The sequence below is a fragment of the Blautia sp. AM42-2 genome, from assembly GCF_003480245.1.
Lineage (GTDB): Bacteria > Bacillota > Clostridia > Lachnospirales > Lachnospiraceae > Fusicatenibacter > Fusicatenibacter saccharivorans.
Map to the genome: position 1 here is coordinate 24,771 of NZ_QUIM01000002.1, position 17,567 is coordinate 42,337.

The 17,567-nt window shown below is 49.5% G+C and carries 14 protein-coding genes; all 14 read left to right on the forward strand.

Going from position 1 to position 17,567, the window contains the following annotated elements; translation table 11 throughout:
* The first annotated feature begins 160 nt into the window (after positions 1-160).
* Positions 161-1,150 carry a helix-turn-helix domain-containing protein gene (locus DW915_RS03180; protein ID WP_118741560.1) on the forward strand — a complete coding sequence of 330 codons (990 nt, stop codon included), beginning with the start codon at positions 161-163 and terminating at the stop codon, positions 1,148-1,150.
* Positions 1,151-1,243: 93 nt separating this feature from the next.
* Positions 1,244-2,530 carry an amidohydrolase family protein gene (locus DW915_RS03185; protein ID WP_118741561.1) on the forward strand — a complete coding sequence of 429 codons (1,287 nt, stop codon included), beginning with the start codon at positions 1,244-1,246 and terminating at the stop codon, positions 2,528-2,530.
* A 26-nt stretch (positions 2,531-2,556) separates the two neighbouring features.
* The gene (locus DW915_RS03190; protein ID WP_243033776.1) at positions 2,557-3,006 is read left to right on the forward strand and encodes a hypothetical protein; all 450 of its coding nucleotides are present in this window, start codon (positions 2,557-2,559) and stop codon (positions 3,004-3,006) included.
* A 395-nt stretch (positions 3,007-3,401) separates the two neighbouring features.
* Positions 3,402-5,339: a threonine--tRNA ligase gene (gene thrS, locus DW915_RS03195; RefSeq protein ID WP_118741562.1), complete on the forward strand. Its 1,938-nt coding sequence runs from the start codon at positions 3,402-3,404 to the stop codon at positions 5,337-5,339.
* A 293-nt stretch (positions 5,340-5,632) separates the two neighbouring features.
* Positions 5,633-5,956, forward strand: coding sequence for a DUF1540 domain-containing protein (locus DW915_RS03200; RefSeq protein WP_055221693.1), 324 nt, complete (start codon positions 5,633-5,635; stop codon positions 5,954-5,956).
* 309 nt (positions 5,957-6,265) lie between these two features.
* On the forward strand, positions 6,266-6,760 hold the full coding sequence (infC, locus tag DW915_RS03205; RefSeq protein WP_022461743.1) for a translation initiation factor IF-3: 495 nt from the start codon (positions 6,266-6,268) through the stop codon (positions 6,758-6,760).
* A gap of 35 nt (positions 6,761-6,795) precedes the next feature.
* Positions 6,796-6,993, forward strand: coding sequence for a 50S ribosomal protein L35 (gene rpmI / locus DW915_RS03210; protein ID WP_022461742.1), 198 nt, complete (start codon positions 6,796-6,798; stop codon positions 6,991-6,993).
* 49 nt (positions 6,994-7,042) lie between these two features.
* Positions 7,043-7,399 carry a 50S ribosomal protein L20 gene (gene rplT, locus DW915_RS03215; protein WP_022461741.1) on the forward strand — a complete coding sequence of 119 codons (357 nt, stop codon included), beginning with the start codon at positions 7,043-7,045 and terminating at the stop codon, positions 7,397-7,399.
* Between the two features lie 96 nt (positions 7,400-7,495).
* A complete protein-coding gene (locus DW915_RS03220) occupies positions 7,496-8,647 on the forward strand; it encodes a DUF362 domain-containing protein (protein ID WP_118741563.1) in 1,152 nt (383 codons plus the stop codon).
* Between the two features lie 172 nt (positions 8,648-8,819).
* Positions 8,820-9,257, forward strand: a complete 438-nt coding sequence (locus tag DW915_RS03225; protein WP_055221697.1) for a GatB/YqeY domain-containing protein — start codon at positions 8,820-8,822, stop codon at positions 9,255-9,257.
* The gene (locus tag DW915_RS03230; protein ID WP_118741564.1) at positions 9,254-11,068 is read left to right on the forward strand and encodes an ABC-F family ATP-binding cassette domain-containing protein; all 1,815 of its coding nucleotides are present in this window, start codon (positions 9,254-9,256) and stop codon (positions 11,066-11,068) included. Before DW915_RS03225 ends, DW915_RS03230 begins: the two co-directional genes overlap by 4 nt.
* Positions 11,069-11,372: 304 nt before the next feature.
* The gene (nifJ, locus tag DW915_RS03235) at positions 11,373-14,921 is read left to right on the forward strand and encodes a pyruvate:ferredoxin (flavodoxin) oxidoreductase (protein WP_118741565.1); all 3,549 of its coding nucleotides are present in this window, start codon (positions 11,373-11,375) and stop codon (positions 14,919-14,921) included.
* Between the two features lie 222 nt (positions 14,922-15,143).
* Positions 15,144-16,445: a putative ABC transporter permease gene (locus tag DW915_RS03240; protein WP_118741566.1), complete on the forward strand. Its 1,302-nt coding sequence runs from the start codon at positions 15,144-15,146 to the stop codon at positions 16,443-16,445.
* 102 nt (positions 16,446-16,547) lie between these two features.
* Positions 16,548-17,513 carry an SseB family protein gene (locus tag DW915_RS03245; protein ID WP_158581007.1) on the forward strand — a complete coding sequence of 322 codons (966 nt, stop codon included), beginning with the start codon at positions 16,548-16,550 and terminating at the stop codon, positions 17,511-17,513.
* Positions 17,514-17,567 lie beyond the last annotated feature (54 nt).

Below are 17,567 nucleotides of genomic sequence, written 5' to 3' on the forward strand. Positions count from 1 at the left end.
GACACATTTCCAGCCCGATTTGGTAGAAGGCAACCAGAAAAAATGATAGGATTTGAAGCAGAAACAGCCAATCCATTTCCAAAACAGAAATGAATGGAATGGCTGTGAGCTGCAGCAAAAAGATTACTGAAAAAGAGCTGGAAAACAGGAGAAAACAAATATGATTTTGGCAGAAAAAATCACAGAAGAGAGAAAGAAAAATGGATGGTCACAGGAAGAGATGGCGGAGAAACTTTCCGTCTCGCGGCAGGCGGTATCCAAATGGGAGAGTGCACAGTCCACGCCGGATTTGCAGAAAGTGCTCCGTCTTGCTGAAATCTTTGGTGTCAGCATCGACTATCTGTTAAAAGACGAATTAAAATCAGAGACAGGAACAGAAATACTGGAATACGCCGCAGAGGAGTCATCCGTGCGGAGTGTATCGATGGAAGAAGCAAACGCGTTCATGGAATGGAGACGGAAAACAGCGCCGACACTCGCCGGAGCTGTTGCGCTCTGTATCATCAGCCCGGCGCTGCTGATCTTCCTTGCCGGACTTTCCGATTCCCATATAGGAAACATCAGCGAAAACATGGCAACGGGAGCAGGCATCTCCGTTTTGTTGCTGCTGGTTGCCGCTGCTGTTGTGATTTTCGTATCCTACAGTATTCACGGACAGCAGTATGAATATCTGGAAAAGGAGAGAATAGAAACTGCCTATGGTGTAACCGGCCTTGTTCAGGAACGGAAAAAGGACTACGAAAGCACCTTTACCAGAGGAATCGCCGCCGGTGTTACCCTCTGTATTCTGGCAGTTATCCCGATGTTCGCTGCCATTGCATTCAGCCAGCCGGACTACATCATCACAGCCACCGTATCCATCCTGCTGCTTCTGGTCGCCGTTGGTGTCTGTTTCATCGTGCGGGTCAGCACCATAAATGGAAGCTACGTCATCCTGCTGCAGGAAGGCGAATATACACCGGAAGAAAAACGATACAAAAAGAAAACAGAAGTTTTTACAACCGCCTACTGGTGTATTGTCACCGCCATCTATCTTGCATGGAGCTTCCAGACGAGAGAATGGGATAAAACCTGGATCCTATGGGCTGTTGCCGGTGTTCTGTTCGGCGGTGTGAGGGCAGTTATGCAGGGCAGAATAAAAGAAAAATAAAAAACAGAGAAAAACGATTTTTCTGTCGCGAAATCCCTCTCTGACGTGTTAAAATAAAACATAATACGTTTGGCAGAAAAGAGGGAATTGAGTATGAAATATGCCTACAAAAACGGAAAAATCCTAAACGGAACGAAAGATATGCAGGTTCAGACCGGTCTGATCATTCTGACGGAAGGAGAAAAAATCGCAGCGATTGTCCTGGAAGAAACCAGACTTTCCGGCTATACGGAGATAGATCTGCAGGGAAAATACATCATGCCCGGACTGATCAACATGCATGTCCATCTCGCAGGCAACGGAAAACCGCAGAAGAAGCAGCGCGACAACGCAAAACTCGTCAAAACCCTGATGAGCAACAGAATTTCCCGCGCGATCGCCTACCGCATGGTAGCAGGCTTCGCAAAAGATGAACTGCTAAGCGGCGTTACCACGATCCGCACGGTCGGTGGTCTTGGCACTTTCGATACACGGCTGCGCGATGAAATCAAAGCCGGTAAAAAGACCGGCCCGAGAATCCTTGCCGCAAACGAGGGAATCTCTGTACCGGGCGGGCACATGGCAGGTTCGGTAGCGATCGCAGCAGAGAGTATCGATGCGGCAGTCGCCCATGTAGATGAGGCAAAACGCGAAAATGTCAACCTGATCAAGCTGATGATCACCGGCGGTGTGCTGGATGCCAAAGAAAAAGGCGTTCCGGGAGAACTCAAAATGGCACCGGAAATGGTAAAAGCCGTCTGTAACCGGGCGCATGCACTCGGCTATCAGGTCGCCGCCCATGTCGAATCGCCGCAGGGTGTCCGCGTGGCACTGGAAAACGGTGTGGATTCGATCGAGCACGGTGCAAAAATGGATGACGATATGATTCGCCTGTTCAAAGAAAAGAATGCATTTCTATGTACGACACTGTCCCCGGCCCTGCCGTATGCGCTGTTCGACCGTTCCATCACCAACGCAACTGAGGTAGAGCAGTTCAATGGTAACGTTGTTTTCGAAGGAATCATAGATTGTGCGAAAAAAGCCATCGCCAACGACATCCCCGTCGTCCTCGGAAACGATGTCGGCTGTCCGTGGATCACGCAGTACGACTTCTGGCGGGAACTCTTTTACATCCATAAATATGTCGGCGTCTCCAACGCCTTCGCGCTTTACACCGCAACCGCCCGCGCCGCCGAAATGGCCGGAATCGGAGCCGAAACCGGAACCATCGAGCCCGGCAAATCCGCTGATCTTATCGTGACCGCCGAAAACCCGCTTGAGGATCTTCGTGCTCTCCGCAAAGTAGAGATGGTCGTCACACAGGGAAGAAAAATCGATCATCCTCAGGTAAAAATCAATCCGGTGGTCGCGGCAGAGCTGGATCAATTTCTGGTGGAATAAAGGATACGACGGAGAAGACAAAAAAGATGGAAGAGAACAAAGAAGCACAGGAAAATTTACAGGAAAAAAGAGAACAGGCTCTTTGGAGGCTTCATGAGGAACGGACAGAAGAAGCCCTGTGGGACTGCGTTGTCGCGTTCCAGGAGTTTGAATTCCATACGTATTCCGGTCTGCCGTATTCCTACCATATGAAATATGGAAGAAGCGGCACCTACACCAAAGAACTCTGGATCGACCGCCGGGAGAAAAGTAAAAGCCTTGTCTGGAGCTCCGTCCGGAGTGCATATCAGAAAGTGCTGGAATTACAGCAGGAGAGCGAAAGACCGGTTGTCGAGCGCCCGAAAGCGCTGGGCGATATCCGTGGAATCACGTATATTTACGGCATCTTTTACGAGTTTGCCCTGCTGGAAATGCCGGAAAAAGCAAAAGAAAAAATTGCTCTGCAGACAGCAGGACAAAAATCGCCAGAAAAATAAATTTTTCGCCCATGCAGGTCTTGACAACCACGCATTGGGTGATATAATCTAAAACTATCGGGAGCCAAAAAGCACCGAACACAAAAAACAAAGCGTAGAAGAGACGAGTAAATCACAGCGAATGTGACAGAGAGAAACCCCGTTTTGTGGTGCAAGGGTTTTAACAGGAACGTGATCGAAGACCAGCTCTGAGCGGCCCCAATCCGGCCCGGTGATTCCGTTATCGTCAAATGAAGTGGTTTGAAAAAACAAAATGGGTGGAACCGCGGTGAATGAAAATACATCGTCCCTTTTGACAGCATAAGCGTGTCAGAAGGGACTTTTTTGTTGCTGTAAAAAGTATAAAAATTCTGAAACACGCTTGCGAAAAATATACAAAGAAAGAGGTAAAGCAAATGATCATCACACTGAAAGATGGAAGTACCAAAGAGTACTCCGAACCGAAATCCATCATTGAGATCGCAGCAGACATCAGCGAAGGCCTTGCAAGAATGGCCTGTGCAGGTGAAGTAAACGGCGAAGTAGAAGACCTTCGTACCGTCATCGACAAGGACTGCAATCTTTCCATTCTGACCTTCAACGATGAAGGCGGAAAAGCAGCATTCCGTCACACCACATCCCATATCATGGCACAGGCCATCAAGAGACTGTACCCGGAGACCAAGCTTGCAATCGGACCGTCCATCGCAGACGGATTCTACTACGATGTAGACAGAGAAACTCCGCTCACCAGCGAGGATCTTGAGAAAATCGAAGCAGAGATGAAGAAAATCGTAAAAGAGGATCTGAAACTGGAGCGCTTCGAGCTGCCGAGAGCAGAAGCCATCGCCTTCATGAAAGAAAAAGAAGAGCCATATAAAGTAGAACTGATCGAAGATCTTCCGGAAGACGCAGTCATCAGCTTCTATCGCCAGGGTGAATTCACGGACCTGTGCGCAGGCCCTCATCTGATGAGCACAAAGCCGGTCAAAGCCTTCAAACTGACCAGCCTTGCAGGTGCATACTGGAGAGGCAGCGAGAAAAACAAGATGCTGCAGAGAATCTACGGAACTGCATTCACAAAGAAAGCAGAGCTCGAAGAGTACCTCCATATGATCGAGGAAGCAAAGAAACGTGACCACAGAAAACTCGGAAAAGAGCTCGGCCTGTTTATGATGAGTGAGGACGGCCCGGGATTCCCGTTCTTCCTTCCAAAAGGAATGGATCTGAAAAATGCGCTGATGGATTACTGGCGTGAAATCCACAGAAAAGCAGGATACGTAGAAATCTCCACTCCGATCATCCTGAACCGTCGTCTGTGGGAGACCTCCGGTCACTGGGATCACTACAAAGAAAACATGTATACCACCGTCATCGACGATGAAGATTATGCAATCAAACCGATGAACTGCCCGGGCGGCGTTCTCGTTTACAAATCCGAGCCTCGTTCCTACCGTGATTTGCCGCTGCGTCTGGCAGAGGTTGGCCTGGTACATCGTCATGAGAAATCCGGCCAGCTGCACGGCCTGATGCGTGTACGCTGCTTCAACCAGGACGATGCCCATATCTTCATGACACCGGAGCAGATCAAAGATGAAATCAAAGGCGTTGCAAACCTGATTGACCAGGTTTACAAACTGTTCGGATTCAAATATCACGTAGAGCTGTCCACCCGTCCGGAAGACAGCATGGGAAGCGATGAGGACTGGGAGGTAGCAACCGAAGGTCTCCGCGGCGCACTTGATGACCTTGGCCTTGACTATGTAGTCAACGAAGGCGACGGCGCATTCTATGGCCCGAAGATCGATTTCCATCTGGAAGACTCCATCGGAAGAACGTGGCAGTGCGGTACCATCCAGCTTGACTTCCAGCTGCCGCAGAGATTCGAACTGGAATACACAGGAGCAGACGGCGAGAAACATCGTCCGATTATGATCCACCGTGTTGTTTACGGTTCTGTTGAGCGTTTCATCGGTATCCTGATCGAGCACTTTGCAGGCGCATTCCCAACCTGGCTTGCACCGGTACAGGTAAAGGTTCTGCCAATCTCCGACAAATACGCAGATTACGGTAAGAAGGTTCTGGACGCCCTTCACGAGGCAGGCATCCGCGCAGAGATGGATACCCGTTCCGAGAAGATCGGATATAAGATCCGTGAGGCACAGGGACAGAAGATTCCATACATGCTGATCGCCGGAGCAAAAGAGGAAGAAGCAGGTCTTGTATCTGTCAGAAGCCGTTTTGCAGGTGATGAAGGCCAGAGAAGCCTGGAGCAGTTTATCGCAGATATCAAAGAAGAAATCGCAAGCCGCGTTAACCGCCCGGTTACTGTTGAAACAAAAGAAAATAAATAAGGTAGGTGTCAAAAAAATTGACACCTATGATACCAGATTGCTCCGTACTTCGTACTCCCGCAATCTTCAAAACATTCGTACTTCGCTCATTTTTCTTCGAAAAATGGCTACTTACTCATGATTTGGCGTGTCCAAAATTTAAAAATCCTCGTGCAAGCTTTGCTTGCGTCGGATTTCCAAACTTTGGACACTGGTATTATCAAATAAATAAGGCATAAAAAATTACCTCTTGGAAATAATGGTTTCTATGCGGGCGAAACCGCAGAAAACTAAATTTCAGGAGGTAATTTATTATGCCAGCATTAAGTTGTTCCGCTATGACCTGTGTTTACAACCAGAACGAGCTCTGTTCCAAAGGAGATATCCGCGTAGGCGGAAGCGGAGCCAAAAGCTCCATGGAAACGTGCTGCGAGAGCTTCAAGGAGCGCGGTGAGGGCACGATGTCCAACTCCACCGGCTGCGGCTGTACGAAAATCGGTGTCGACTGCAAGGCGCAGAACTGTACCTTTAACGACAACTGTAAATGCGAAGCCGGAGATATCCATATCGCCGGAGACAGCGCATGCAGCTGCCAGGAAACCGAGTGCAGCTCCTTCCGCTGTGGCTGCGGGAAATAAATACGAAAAAATGCGAAAATCAGTATTGACAACAGGATGGGAGAGTGCTATACTGCAATAGTCTGAGAAAAAGAAAGTAGAGTATCCACTCTCACCCTAGCGCAAACACGCGACTACGGTTCAATATTGATCTTAAGTTCTCTTTGTGTAGAGATTTATGTACAATGTTAAGTGGATAGTCTGTCTATCCACTTTTCTTGCGTTATCAGTCAAATCCGGTCCGGTGAGCCGAGTTTGATTTCGTTACACCGCAAAATGCGGGAACACAGTCTTTTATAATGATGGAGGTGCACTACAATTAGCGAATTAATGATTAACGAGCAGATCAGAGACAGAGAAATTCGTCTGATCGGTCAGAACGGAGAACAGCTTGGAATTATGTCTGCCAGAGATGCGTACCTGAAAGCACAGGAAGCAGGTCTGGATCTTGTGAAAATTGCTCCGACAGCGAAACCGCCGGTTTGCAAAATTATCGACTACGGAAAGTACAGATATGAACTGGCCCGCAAGGAAAAAGAAGCAAAGAAAAAACAGAAAACAATTGAAATCAAGGAAGTTCGCCTTTCTCCAAACATTGACACCAATGATCTTAATACCAAAGTAGGTGCAGCCCGTAAGTTCATTACAAAGGGAGACAAAGTAAAAGTAACACTTCGTTTCCGCGGCCGTGAGATGGCACATATGAACAGCAGCAAATACATCCTCGATGAATTTGCAGAGAGTCTGTCCGATATTGCAACGGTTGACAAAGCGCCGAAGGTGGAAGGCAGAAGCATGACCATGTTTTTGACGGCTAAACGTTAAAATACATTTGAATCAATATCAAGGAGGAAATTAAAATGCCAAAGGTAAAAACAAGCAGAGCAGCTGCAAAGCGTTTTAAAACAACAGGAACAGGAAAATTAGTAAGAAATAAAGCTTACAAGAGCCATATCTTAACCAAGAAATCTCAGAAGAGAAAAAGAAACCTGAGAAAACAGACTACTGTTGATGCAACAAACGTAAAGAACATGAAGAAAATCTTACCTTACATGTAATTTTTGCAAGGTAGAGTTACGCCCAACAGATCAAGGAGGAAAATAAGAAATGGCAAGAATTAAAGGCGGCATGAACGCTAAGAAAAAACATAACAGAGTATTAAAACTGGCTAAAGGTTACAGAGGAGCCAGAAGCAAACAGTATAGAGTAGCAAAACAGTCCGTAATGCGCGCACTGACCAGCTCCTACGCAGGAAGAAAACAGAAAAAACGTCAGTTCCGTCAGCTGTGGATCGCTCGTATCAACGCAGCAGCAAGAATGAACGGTCTGTCCTACAGCAAATTTATGTATGGTCTGAAACTGGCAGGTGTTGAGCTGAACCGTAAAGTTCTGGCTGACATGGCAGTTAACGATGCAGAAGGATTTGCAACACTGGCTGAGCTTGCAAAAAGCAAAGTAGCATAAGTAAAAACATATTCTGTGTGAATATACGAAGAAGCTGTGAGAACCGGTAAGGGGATCGCAGCTTCTTTTGAAATATAGGAAAAACATGAGGTGAATATGGAAAAAAGCAAAGTGGCAGTGGTTGCCTGTCCCGACTATGAGCCGGAGCGCGTAAAGGAAAGCCTGCAAAAGGGATTGGAAGCAATTGGCGGCCTGGAATCTCTGATCGGAAAAGAAGAGAATATCTTATTAAAACCGAACCTCGTCCGCTCCGCAAAACGCGAACGCGCCGTCGTGACCGACCCGGAAGTCATGGATGCCCTGATCACGATTTTGCAGGAAAATGGCTATGAGAATATTTCCTGCGGCGATTCCTGCGGCCTTGGTACCCCGGAGGGCATTGCAAAGGAAGCCGGGCTGAAAGAGGTGCTGGAAAAACACAACGTTCCGCTGAAGGATTTCCTTACGAGCGAGCGCGTAGAAACCGCCGATGGCAAATTTCTGATGATTGCGAAAGATGCACTCGACTGCGACGCCCTCATCAGCGTCAGCAAAATGAAAACCCACGCGCTGGAACGCATCACCGGAGCTGTCAAGAACCAGTACGGCTGCATCAGCGGCGTCTACAAAAAACTCGGCCACACGCAGTATCCGAACGCTGAGAGATTCGCACACATGCTGATCGAGCTGAACCAGAAAGTCGCCCCGCGCCTTTATATCTGCGACGGCATCGTAGCAATGGAAGGCAATGGTCCAACTTCCGGCGACCCGGTTTCGATGGGAGTTCTTCTTATGTCCACCGATCCGATCGCACTGGATACTGTGTTCTGCCATCTGGTGAACCTCGATCCGTCGTATGTGCCGACAAATCTCTACGGGGAAACGCTCGGCCTTGGAACGTGGCACGACGACCGCATCGAAATCGTGACAGCGGATGGCACCATATCCGAGGAAGAACTGAAAAGAAAGTACGGAAATCCAAACTTCAACGTCGACCGCCGCAAAGCCCGCAAAAAAGGAGCCCTCGACCTGCTCGAGATCCTCGGGGTCTTCCAGAGCCGCCCCTATATCATAGAAGAAAAATGTAAAAAATGCGGCGTCTGCGTCGAGAGCTGCCCGGTGGAAGGGAAAGCCGTCCGCTTTGATAACGGCCGCAGAAATACGCCGGTCTACGATTATAAAAAGTGCATCCGCTGTTTCTGCTGTCAGGAAATGTGCCCGCATCAGGCAATCCAGGTAACGAAGCATCGTCTTCCATGGAAAAAATAAGAATGCTATACTATAAAGTGACTGGAAAAGCCGAAAAAGAAGTGATATACTTTAGAGCGTGTCTGGGACTTACAGCTCACGAAAAGCCTTTTTCAGACGCACTCTGAGCGTATTTGAAAACAGCTCAGACTGCATTCAAAACAACAGTAAAAAATATCAGGAGGAAGCAAAAATGGAATTAGAAACCTTAAGAAGTGATATGATAGCAGCAATGAAGGCAAAAGACAAAGCAAGAAAAGAGGCCATCTCTTCCCTGATCTCCGCGGCCAAAAAGGTTGCCATCGACGAGGGCTGCCGTGATGACATCAAACCGGAGCTCGTAGACCGTGTGATCTTAAAAGAGCTGAAAACCGTAAAAGAACAGATCGACACCTGCCCGGCATCCCGCGAGGATTTAAAGGCAGAGTACCAGTTCCGCTATGACGTCATCAGCGAGTACGCACCGAAACAGATGAGCGCAGACGAAGTCAAGGCCTACATTCAGGAAAAATTCGCAGACGTGCTGGCAACCAAAAACAAAGGCGCGATTATGAAAGCCGTTATGGCAGATATGAAAGGTAAAGCAGACGGAAAAGTCATCAACCAGACCGTTGCAGAACTGTGCAAATGAATATCATCAACATCGAACACATCAGCAAACTGTTCGGCGATAAGCTGATTTTTGACGATGCTTCCTTCGGCCTGCAGGAGGGCGACAAGGTCGGCATCGTCGGAATCAACGGAACCGGAAAATCCACACTGCTGCGCATGGTAGCAGGAGAGGAGACCCCGGATTCCGGCCAGATTATCCGCCAGAACAACCTCAAAATGGCCTATCTTCCGCAGACACCGGAATTTCCAAAGGATGCCACCGTGCTGTCCTACGCCCTTTCCGGCGATGAGGAGGAATGGCAGGTGCAGAGCAACCTTGTACAGCTCGGTATCACCGAATACGACGCAAAACTCGACACCCTCTCGGGCGGCCAGCGCCGCAAGGTTGCCCTGGCAAAAGTGCTTGCGTCCGATTTTGACGTCCTGATCCTCGACGAGCCGACAAACCATCTCGACAATGCGATGCTCTCCTGGCTCGAGGATTACCTGAAAAATTACCGCGGAACCGTCTTTATGGTCACCCATGACCGTTATTTCCTGGATAAAGTGTCGAACCGCATCCTCGAAATCAGCCACGGAAAAATGTACAGCTACGATTCCAACTATTCCCGTTTTCTGGAACTGAAAGCTGAGCGCGAGGAGATGGAACTCGCCTCTGAACGGAAACGCCAGAGCATCCTGCGCATGGAACTCGAATGGGCGAAACGCGGCTGCCGCGCAAGAAGCACAAAACAGCGCGCCAGACTCGAACGTCTCGAAGTACTCAAAAATGGCACGGCACCGACCGCAGACGCTGTCGTGGAGATGGATGCTGTCGAGACCCGCATGGGAAAGAAAACGATTGAATTCCATAACGTCAGCAAAGCCTTCGACGATAAAACGCTGATGAAAGATTTCGAATACATCTTCCTGCGGAACCAGAGTGTCGGCATCATTGGCCCGAACGGCTGCGGAAAATCCACAATGCTGCGGATGATCACCGGAGAAGTCCTGCCGGATGCGGGAACCATCGAAATCGGCGACACGATCCGCATCGGCTATCTGGCACAGGAAGAGCCGGACATGGATACGAATCAGCGCGTGATCGACTACGTGAAAGATATCGCTGAGTATGTCCAGACCCGTGACGGCCGCATCAGCGCATCGCAGATGCTCGAACGCTTCCTGTTCACACCGGATATGCAGTACACCCCGATTTCCAAACTCTCCGGAGGCGAAAAACGGAGGCTGTATCTCTTATCCGTCCTAGTGAGCGGCGCCAATGTTCTGATCCTCGACGAGCCGTCAAACAACGTTGATATCCCGACCCTGACCGTGCTTGAGGATTTCCTGAACACGTTCGTCGGCATCGTCATCACCGTTTCCCACGACCGCTATTTCCTGGATAACGTCGTGGACCGCATCTTCGAATTCGACGGAAACGGAAATCTTCTGCAGTACGAGGGCGGCTACACCGATTACCTCGAAGCAAAAGAACGCCGTTTCGGCGGAAGTGCGGAAGAAACGGCAAAAGCAGCGCCGTCCAAAACGTCCGCGGACGAACCTGCAAAGCCAAAGAACAATGACTGGAAGCAGAACCGTCCGACCCGCCTGAAATTTACGTTCAAAGAACAGCGCGAGTACGAGACCATCGATGACGATATCGCCGCACTCGAGGAAAAGATTGCATCGCTTGACGATCAGATGCTCAAAAACGCCACCAACTCTGCAAAGCTCGCCGAGCTGATGGCGGAAAAAGAGAAGAGCGAAGCTGCTCTGGAAGAAAAAACCGAGAGATGGGTTTATCTCACCGACCTCGCAGAACAGATTGAGGCGCAGAATCAGAAATAAAAGAAGCAAGGGAACTGTCCGCAGAAGAGAAAAAATATGCGGGCCGTTCCTTCTTTTTTTATCGAGAAATTCGACGCGGAATTACCAGAAGTTGTAAAAAACTTGTATTTTTCCCTGAACACCCACAGAAAATCTGGACAGAATGCCCAATCGGTGTTATAATTCAAACACTGGACATAGTGGCATTGCCATGCCCTTATCCGGGTTTTTCGAAGCGCGGAGGCAACCGAAACCCGGCAGAACACCAACCTGAGAAAAGCCAAAGTAATTTTTGGTCATCATTTTTTAAGGAGGATAAAATCAAATGGCTAGAAAGATGAAAACCATGGATGGTAACCAGGCTGCAGCACATGCGTCTTATGCGTATACCGACGTAGCAGCTATTTACCCAATTACCCCTTCATCCGTTATGGCGGAGCATACCGATGAGTGGGCAACCCAGGGAAGAAAGAACATTTTCGGACAGGAAGTTCAGGTAACTGAGATGCAGTCTGAGGCAGGAGCAGCAGGTGCAGTACACGGATCACTGGCAGCCGGAGCTCTTACCACAACCTATACCGCATCCCAGGGACTTCTTCTGATGATCCCGAACCTTTATAAAATTGCCGGCGAGCAGCTCCCGGGCGTATTCAACGTATCCGCTCGTGCCCTTGCAAGCCACGCACTTTCCATCTTCGGAGATCATTCAGACGTTTACGCCTGTCGTCAGACCGGAGTCGCAATGCTCTGCGAATCCAGCGTACAGGAGGTTATGGACCTGACACCGGTTGCACACTGTGCAGCACTGAAAGGCAAAGTTCCATTTATCAATTTCTTCGACGGATTCCGTACCTCCCACGAGATTCAGAAAATCGAGACATGGGATTACGAAGATCTGAAAGACATGGTAGATATGGATGCAGTAGATGCATTCCGTAAACATGCCCTGAACCCGAACCATCCGTGCCAGAGAGGATCCGCACAGAACCCGGATATCTTCTTCCAGGCAAGAGAAGCATGTAACCCGTACTACGATGCTCTTCCGGCAATCGTACAGGAGTACATGGACAAAGTAAACGAGAAAATCGGAACCGATTACAAACTGTTCAACTACTATGGAGCAGCAGACGCTGAGCACGTAATCATCGCTATGGGTTCTGTCTGCGATACCATCGAGGAGACCATCGATTACCTCGTAGCAGCAGGCAAGAAAGTCGGCGTTGTAAAGGTACGTCTGTACCGTCCGTTCTCCGCAGAAGCACTCATCAATGCAATTCCGGAGACTGTAAAACAGATTTCCGTTCTGGACAGAACAAAAGAGCCGGGATCTCTTGGCGAGCCTCTGTACCTGGACGTAGTAGCAGCATTAAAAGGCAGCAGATTCGAGAGCACACCGGTATTCACAGGCCGTTACGGACTTGGTTCCAAGGACACCACACCGGCTCAGATCGTTGCTGTATATGAAAATACAGAAAAACAGAGATTTACCATTGGTATCGTAGACGATGTTACCAATCTGTCTCTGCCGGTTGGCGCTCCTCTGGTAACAACTCCGGAAGGAACCATCAACTGCAAATTCTGGGGACTTGGCGCAGATGGTACCGTAGGTGCAAACAAGAACTCCATCAAGATCATCGGTGACAACACAGACATGTACGCTCAGGCTTACTTCGATTATGACTCCAAGAAGTCCGGCGGTGTAACGATGTCTCACCTGCGTTTCGGAAAGAAACCGATCAAATCCACCTACCTGATCCACAAAGCAAACTTTGTTGCATGTCATAATCCTTCCTATGTGAACAAATATCACATGGTAGAGGAGCTGGTAGACGGAGGAACCTTCCTTCTGAACTGTCCATGGGATGAAGCAGGACTGGAAGAGCATCTGCCAGGTCAGGTAAAAGCATTCATCGCAAACCATAACATCAAATTCTATGTGATCGACGGCGTTAAGATCGGTATCGAGACCGGCATGGGACCGACCCGTATCAACACCATTCTTCAGTCTGCATTCTTCAAGCTTGCGAAGATCATTCCGGAAGAAAAAGCCATCGAACTCATGAAAGCAGCAGCAAAAGCTACCTATGGCCGTAAAGGTGATGATGTCGTAGCAAAGAACTGGGCAGCTATCGATGAGGGTGCAAAACAGATCAAAGAAGTTGCAGTTCCGGAAAGCTGGAAAAATGCAGAAGATGAAGGTCTGACCACAACTCATGCAGAGAGCGGCCGCGCTGACGCTGTTAAATTCGTAAATACCATCCAGGCAAAAGTAACTTCCCAGGAAGGAAACAACCTGCCTGTATCCGCATTTGCAGACTACGTAGACGGAACAACTCCGTCCGGCACATCCGCATACGAGAAACGTGGTATCGCCGTAAACGTACCTGTATGGAATCCGGAAAACTGTATCCAGTGTAACAGATGTTCCTTCGTCTGCCCGCACGCTGTTATCCGTCCGGTTGCCATGACCGCAGAAGAAGCAGCAGCAGCTCCGGAAGGCATCCAGACCATGCCGATGACCGGTATGCCGGACTACACCTTCACAATGGCTATTTCCCAGCTTGACTGTACCGGATGTGGTTCCTGTGCAAACGTATGCCCGGGCAAGAAGGGTGTGAAAGCACTGGCTATGGAAAGCCTTGCAGCACACGAAGCAGAGCAGAAATACTTCGATTATGCAGCAGCTCTTCCAGAGAAGACAGACGTTGTAGCAAAATTCAAAGAGAATACCGTAAAGGGCAGCCAGTTCAAGAAACCGCTGCTTGAGTTCTCCGGCGCATGCGCAGGCTGCGGCGAGACTCCTTACGCAAAACTGATCACCCAGCTGTTCGGTGACAGAATGTACATCGCAAACGCAACAGGATGCTCCTCTATCTGGGGTAACTCCTCACCGTCCACTCCTTACACTGTAAACGAGAAAGGACAGGGCCCGGCATGGTCCAACTCCCTGTTCGAGGACAACGCAGAGTTCGGTTATGGTATGCTTCTCGCTCAGAAAGCAATCCGCGGCGGCCTGAAAGCCAAAGTTGAGGATGTTATGAACTCCGAGAAAGCTCCGGAAGAAGTAAAAGCAGCATGCAAAGAGTATCTGGATACCTTTGACTGCGGCGCTACCAACGGAACTGCAACCGAGAAACTTGTAGAAGCAATCAAAGACGCTGACTGCGACGTTTGCAGAGACATCGTTAAGAACAAAGACTTCCTCGCTAAGAAATCCCAGTGGATCTTCGGTGGTGACGGATGGGCTTACGATATCGGATTCGGCGGCGTAGACCACGTACTTGCCAGCGGAAAAGATATCAACGTAATGGTATTCGATACCGAGGTTTACTCCAACACAGGCGGACAGTCCTCCAAAGCTACTCCGACCGGTGCAGTTGCACAGTTCGCAGCAGGCGGTAAAGAAACCAAGAAGAAAGATATGGCAAGCATCGCAATGAGCTATGGCTATGTATACGTAGCACAGATCGCTATGGGCGCTGATTACAATCAGGCAGTCAAAGCAATCGCAGAGGCAGAGGCATATCCGGGACCGTCCCTCATTATCGCTTACGCTCCATGTATCAACCATGGTATCAAGAAAGGTATGAGCAAAGCACAGACCGAGGAGCAGCTCGCTGTTCAGACCGGATACTGGCATTGCTTCCGCTTCAACCCGGCACTCGCTGCAGAAGGCAAGAGCGCATTCACACTGGATTCCAAGGCTCCGTCAGGAGATTATCAGGAATTCCTGAACGGCGAGGTACGTTACAACTCTCTGAAACGTGCAAACCCGGCGAAAGCAGAAAGACTGTTCGGCAAGAACGAGCAGGAAGCAAAAGACCGTTACACTTACCTGAACAAACTCGTAAAACTGTACGGCTCAGAAGAGTAATTCTTTCGTTCAAATTACTCCGAACCTGTAACATAAACGCTCAGGCGGTACGTATTGCCGCCGCCTGAGAAAAGAAAGAGGCCATGCCCCAAAAGGGTGTGGCTTTCTTTTTGTGAACTTTTCCTTTTTCCATTGAAAAGGTTCTGCTTTTGCATGTTCTATGCTATAATGTCATAAAAACGGGGTTACAAGCCCGATATAAACAAAGAAAAGGAGATTTTGATGAACTACACAATCTACGACTACCTCGGGCTGTTCTTCCTTTATGCCTTTCTTGGATGGCTTCTGGAAACGACAGTGGCGGCTGTTCGGAAAAAACACATGGTAAACAGAGGCTTTCTGAATGGCCCGCTGTGTGCCATCTACGGAATCACGGCTGTTTTCATGACCCGCTACCTGTACGAACTGCAGTCCAGCCCGGTCTTTCTGTTTCTCGGCTGTATGATCATCGCCACCGCCGCCGAATGGATCGCAGGCCACGTCCTGGAACGGATCGGCCACGGCAAATGGTGGGATTATTCCAACAAAAAATGGAACATGGACGGCTACATCTGCCTCCAGTATTCCGTTCTCTGGGGAATCCTTGGTGTCCTTGCCCTGAAATTCGGCAACATCCTTGGCCTTACCCTCCTCCATCTTGCCCCAAACGGCGTAATGCACATCACCCTGTGGATCCTGTTCGGAGTCCTCGTCGTCGATGCCATCGGTTCTTACGCCGTCCTGCGCCACATCACCAAAAAGATGCCGCGCATCGCCGCCATGAACGACCAGATCGACGCCTTCACCAAACGGCTTTCTGTCCGCCTGTACCGCTACCTGGAAGCACGTGTCGAGCGCGCCTACCCGTCGGTACAGCCTATACCGAAACAGAAAGAAAAATCCGAAGTCTTCGCCGAGGGCTGCAGTTTCTACAAAATCATCCTGCTGTTCATCATCGGCGCCTTCTTAGGTGATATCGTAGAAACCATCTTCTGCCGCATCACCGCCGGTGTCTGGATGAGCCGCAGCAGCCTTGTCTGGGGCCCGTTCAGCATCGTCTGGGGCCTTGCCATCGCCCTCGCCACCTGGTTCCTCTATAATTACAGAAACCGCTCCGATGGCTTTTTATTCGCCTTCGGAACCTTTCTCGGCGGCGCCTACGAATACCTCTGCAGCGTTTTCACCGAAATCGTCTTCGGAAAAGTTTTCTGGGACTACAGCGACATTCCCTTCAACCTCGGCGGCCGCATCAACCTCCTGTACTGCTTCTTCTGGGGAATCGCCGCCGTCGTATGGCTGAAAAAACTCTACCCCCTGTTCTCCAAATGGATCGAAAAAATCCCCCTGAAACAGGGTCCCATCATCACCTGGATACTGATCATCTTCATGCTCGCCAACATCCTCGTCTCCACCCTGGCCCTCACCCGCTACGACCAGCGTGCCCACAACGAGTCAGCAGCAAACGCCATAGAGCAGCTCATTGATGAACGTTTTCCGGACAGCCGGATGGAAAAAATCTATCCGAACGCAAAAATGGCGAGCTGAAGCAATAAACCTTTGGCAACCCATCAAAAGTATGATATAATGTCACATAGATATTTTGAGGATAAACCGTCCTCTAAGAGCGAAGAAAGGACCCAACCACAAATGACAGTAGACAACAGCTTCACCATGAAGAAATTCCAGAGCATGGAAATCATCTATGTGACCTTTTCCCAGATCACAAAACTCCCATACGTAGAGTGCGATCCGGAAACCTTTGATGATCAGGTATACATGTTTACCGAAGAAGAAGCAGCCAAGGAGTTTGCAAAATCCTATGTAGAAAAGAACACCCCGCTGCTCACCGTAAAAGTCCTGCGCAAGCAGATGCCGAACTTCTATATGGGCCTCTATGCCGAAGGCGTCAATATGGTCATCTTCCACGAAGGCGACCAGACCCGCCGCATCGAGCTCGAGCAGATCTTCCCGAAACCAGACATGGAGAAAATGAACAAACAGCACCTCCCGGTTCTGAACCCGGGCGTACAGCTCACCGTCGTATACTTTCTGCAGGAACTCCGAAAACCAAACCAGAGAAGAGACGATGCCGAGCGCATGCAGCACCTGCGTGAACTCGAAGAAGAAATGCTTGTCAACCTGATGCGAAGCAAATTCATCCTTGCCATCGACATCTCCCAGGTACAGGGCGAATTCGATCCGGCCAACCCGGGACCAGACGTGCGCATCCCGTACATCAAAAACCAGAACGAAGACATCTTCCAGCCGCTGTTTTCCGATATCGGTGAATTCCAGAAATTCCGTCCGGATCCGCAGGCAAAACTCCGTCTGGCAGCCATCCCGTTCCAGCACCTTCTGCCGTACCTGATGAAACAGGCCAAAGGCTTCGTCATCAACCCGTCCGGCTTCAACCTTCTGTTGACCAGAGAACAGCTCCAGAGAATCATGGGAGCCCAGGCACAGAGCGTCCGCCCGAACCTTGAGGCAATGATGGCACAGGCTGCTGCAGCACAGGCACAGAAAAATGCACAGAACAACGCTGCAAACGACGAAGTAAAAGAACACGTCGACGAGACAGAGAACACCGCAGCAGAAACCGACAACGAAGAATAAAACCGACAGGGCCGCAGAAAATCCCAGCAAACGGGCACTGCGGTCCGTTTTTGA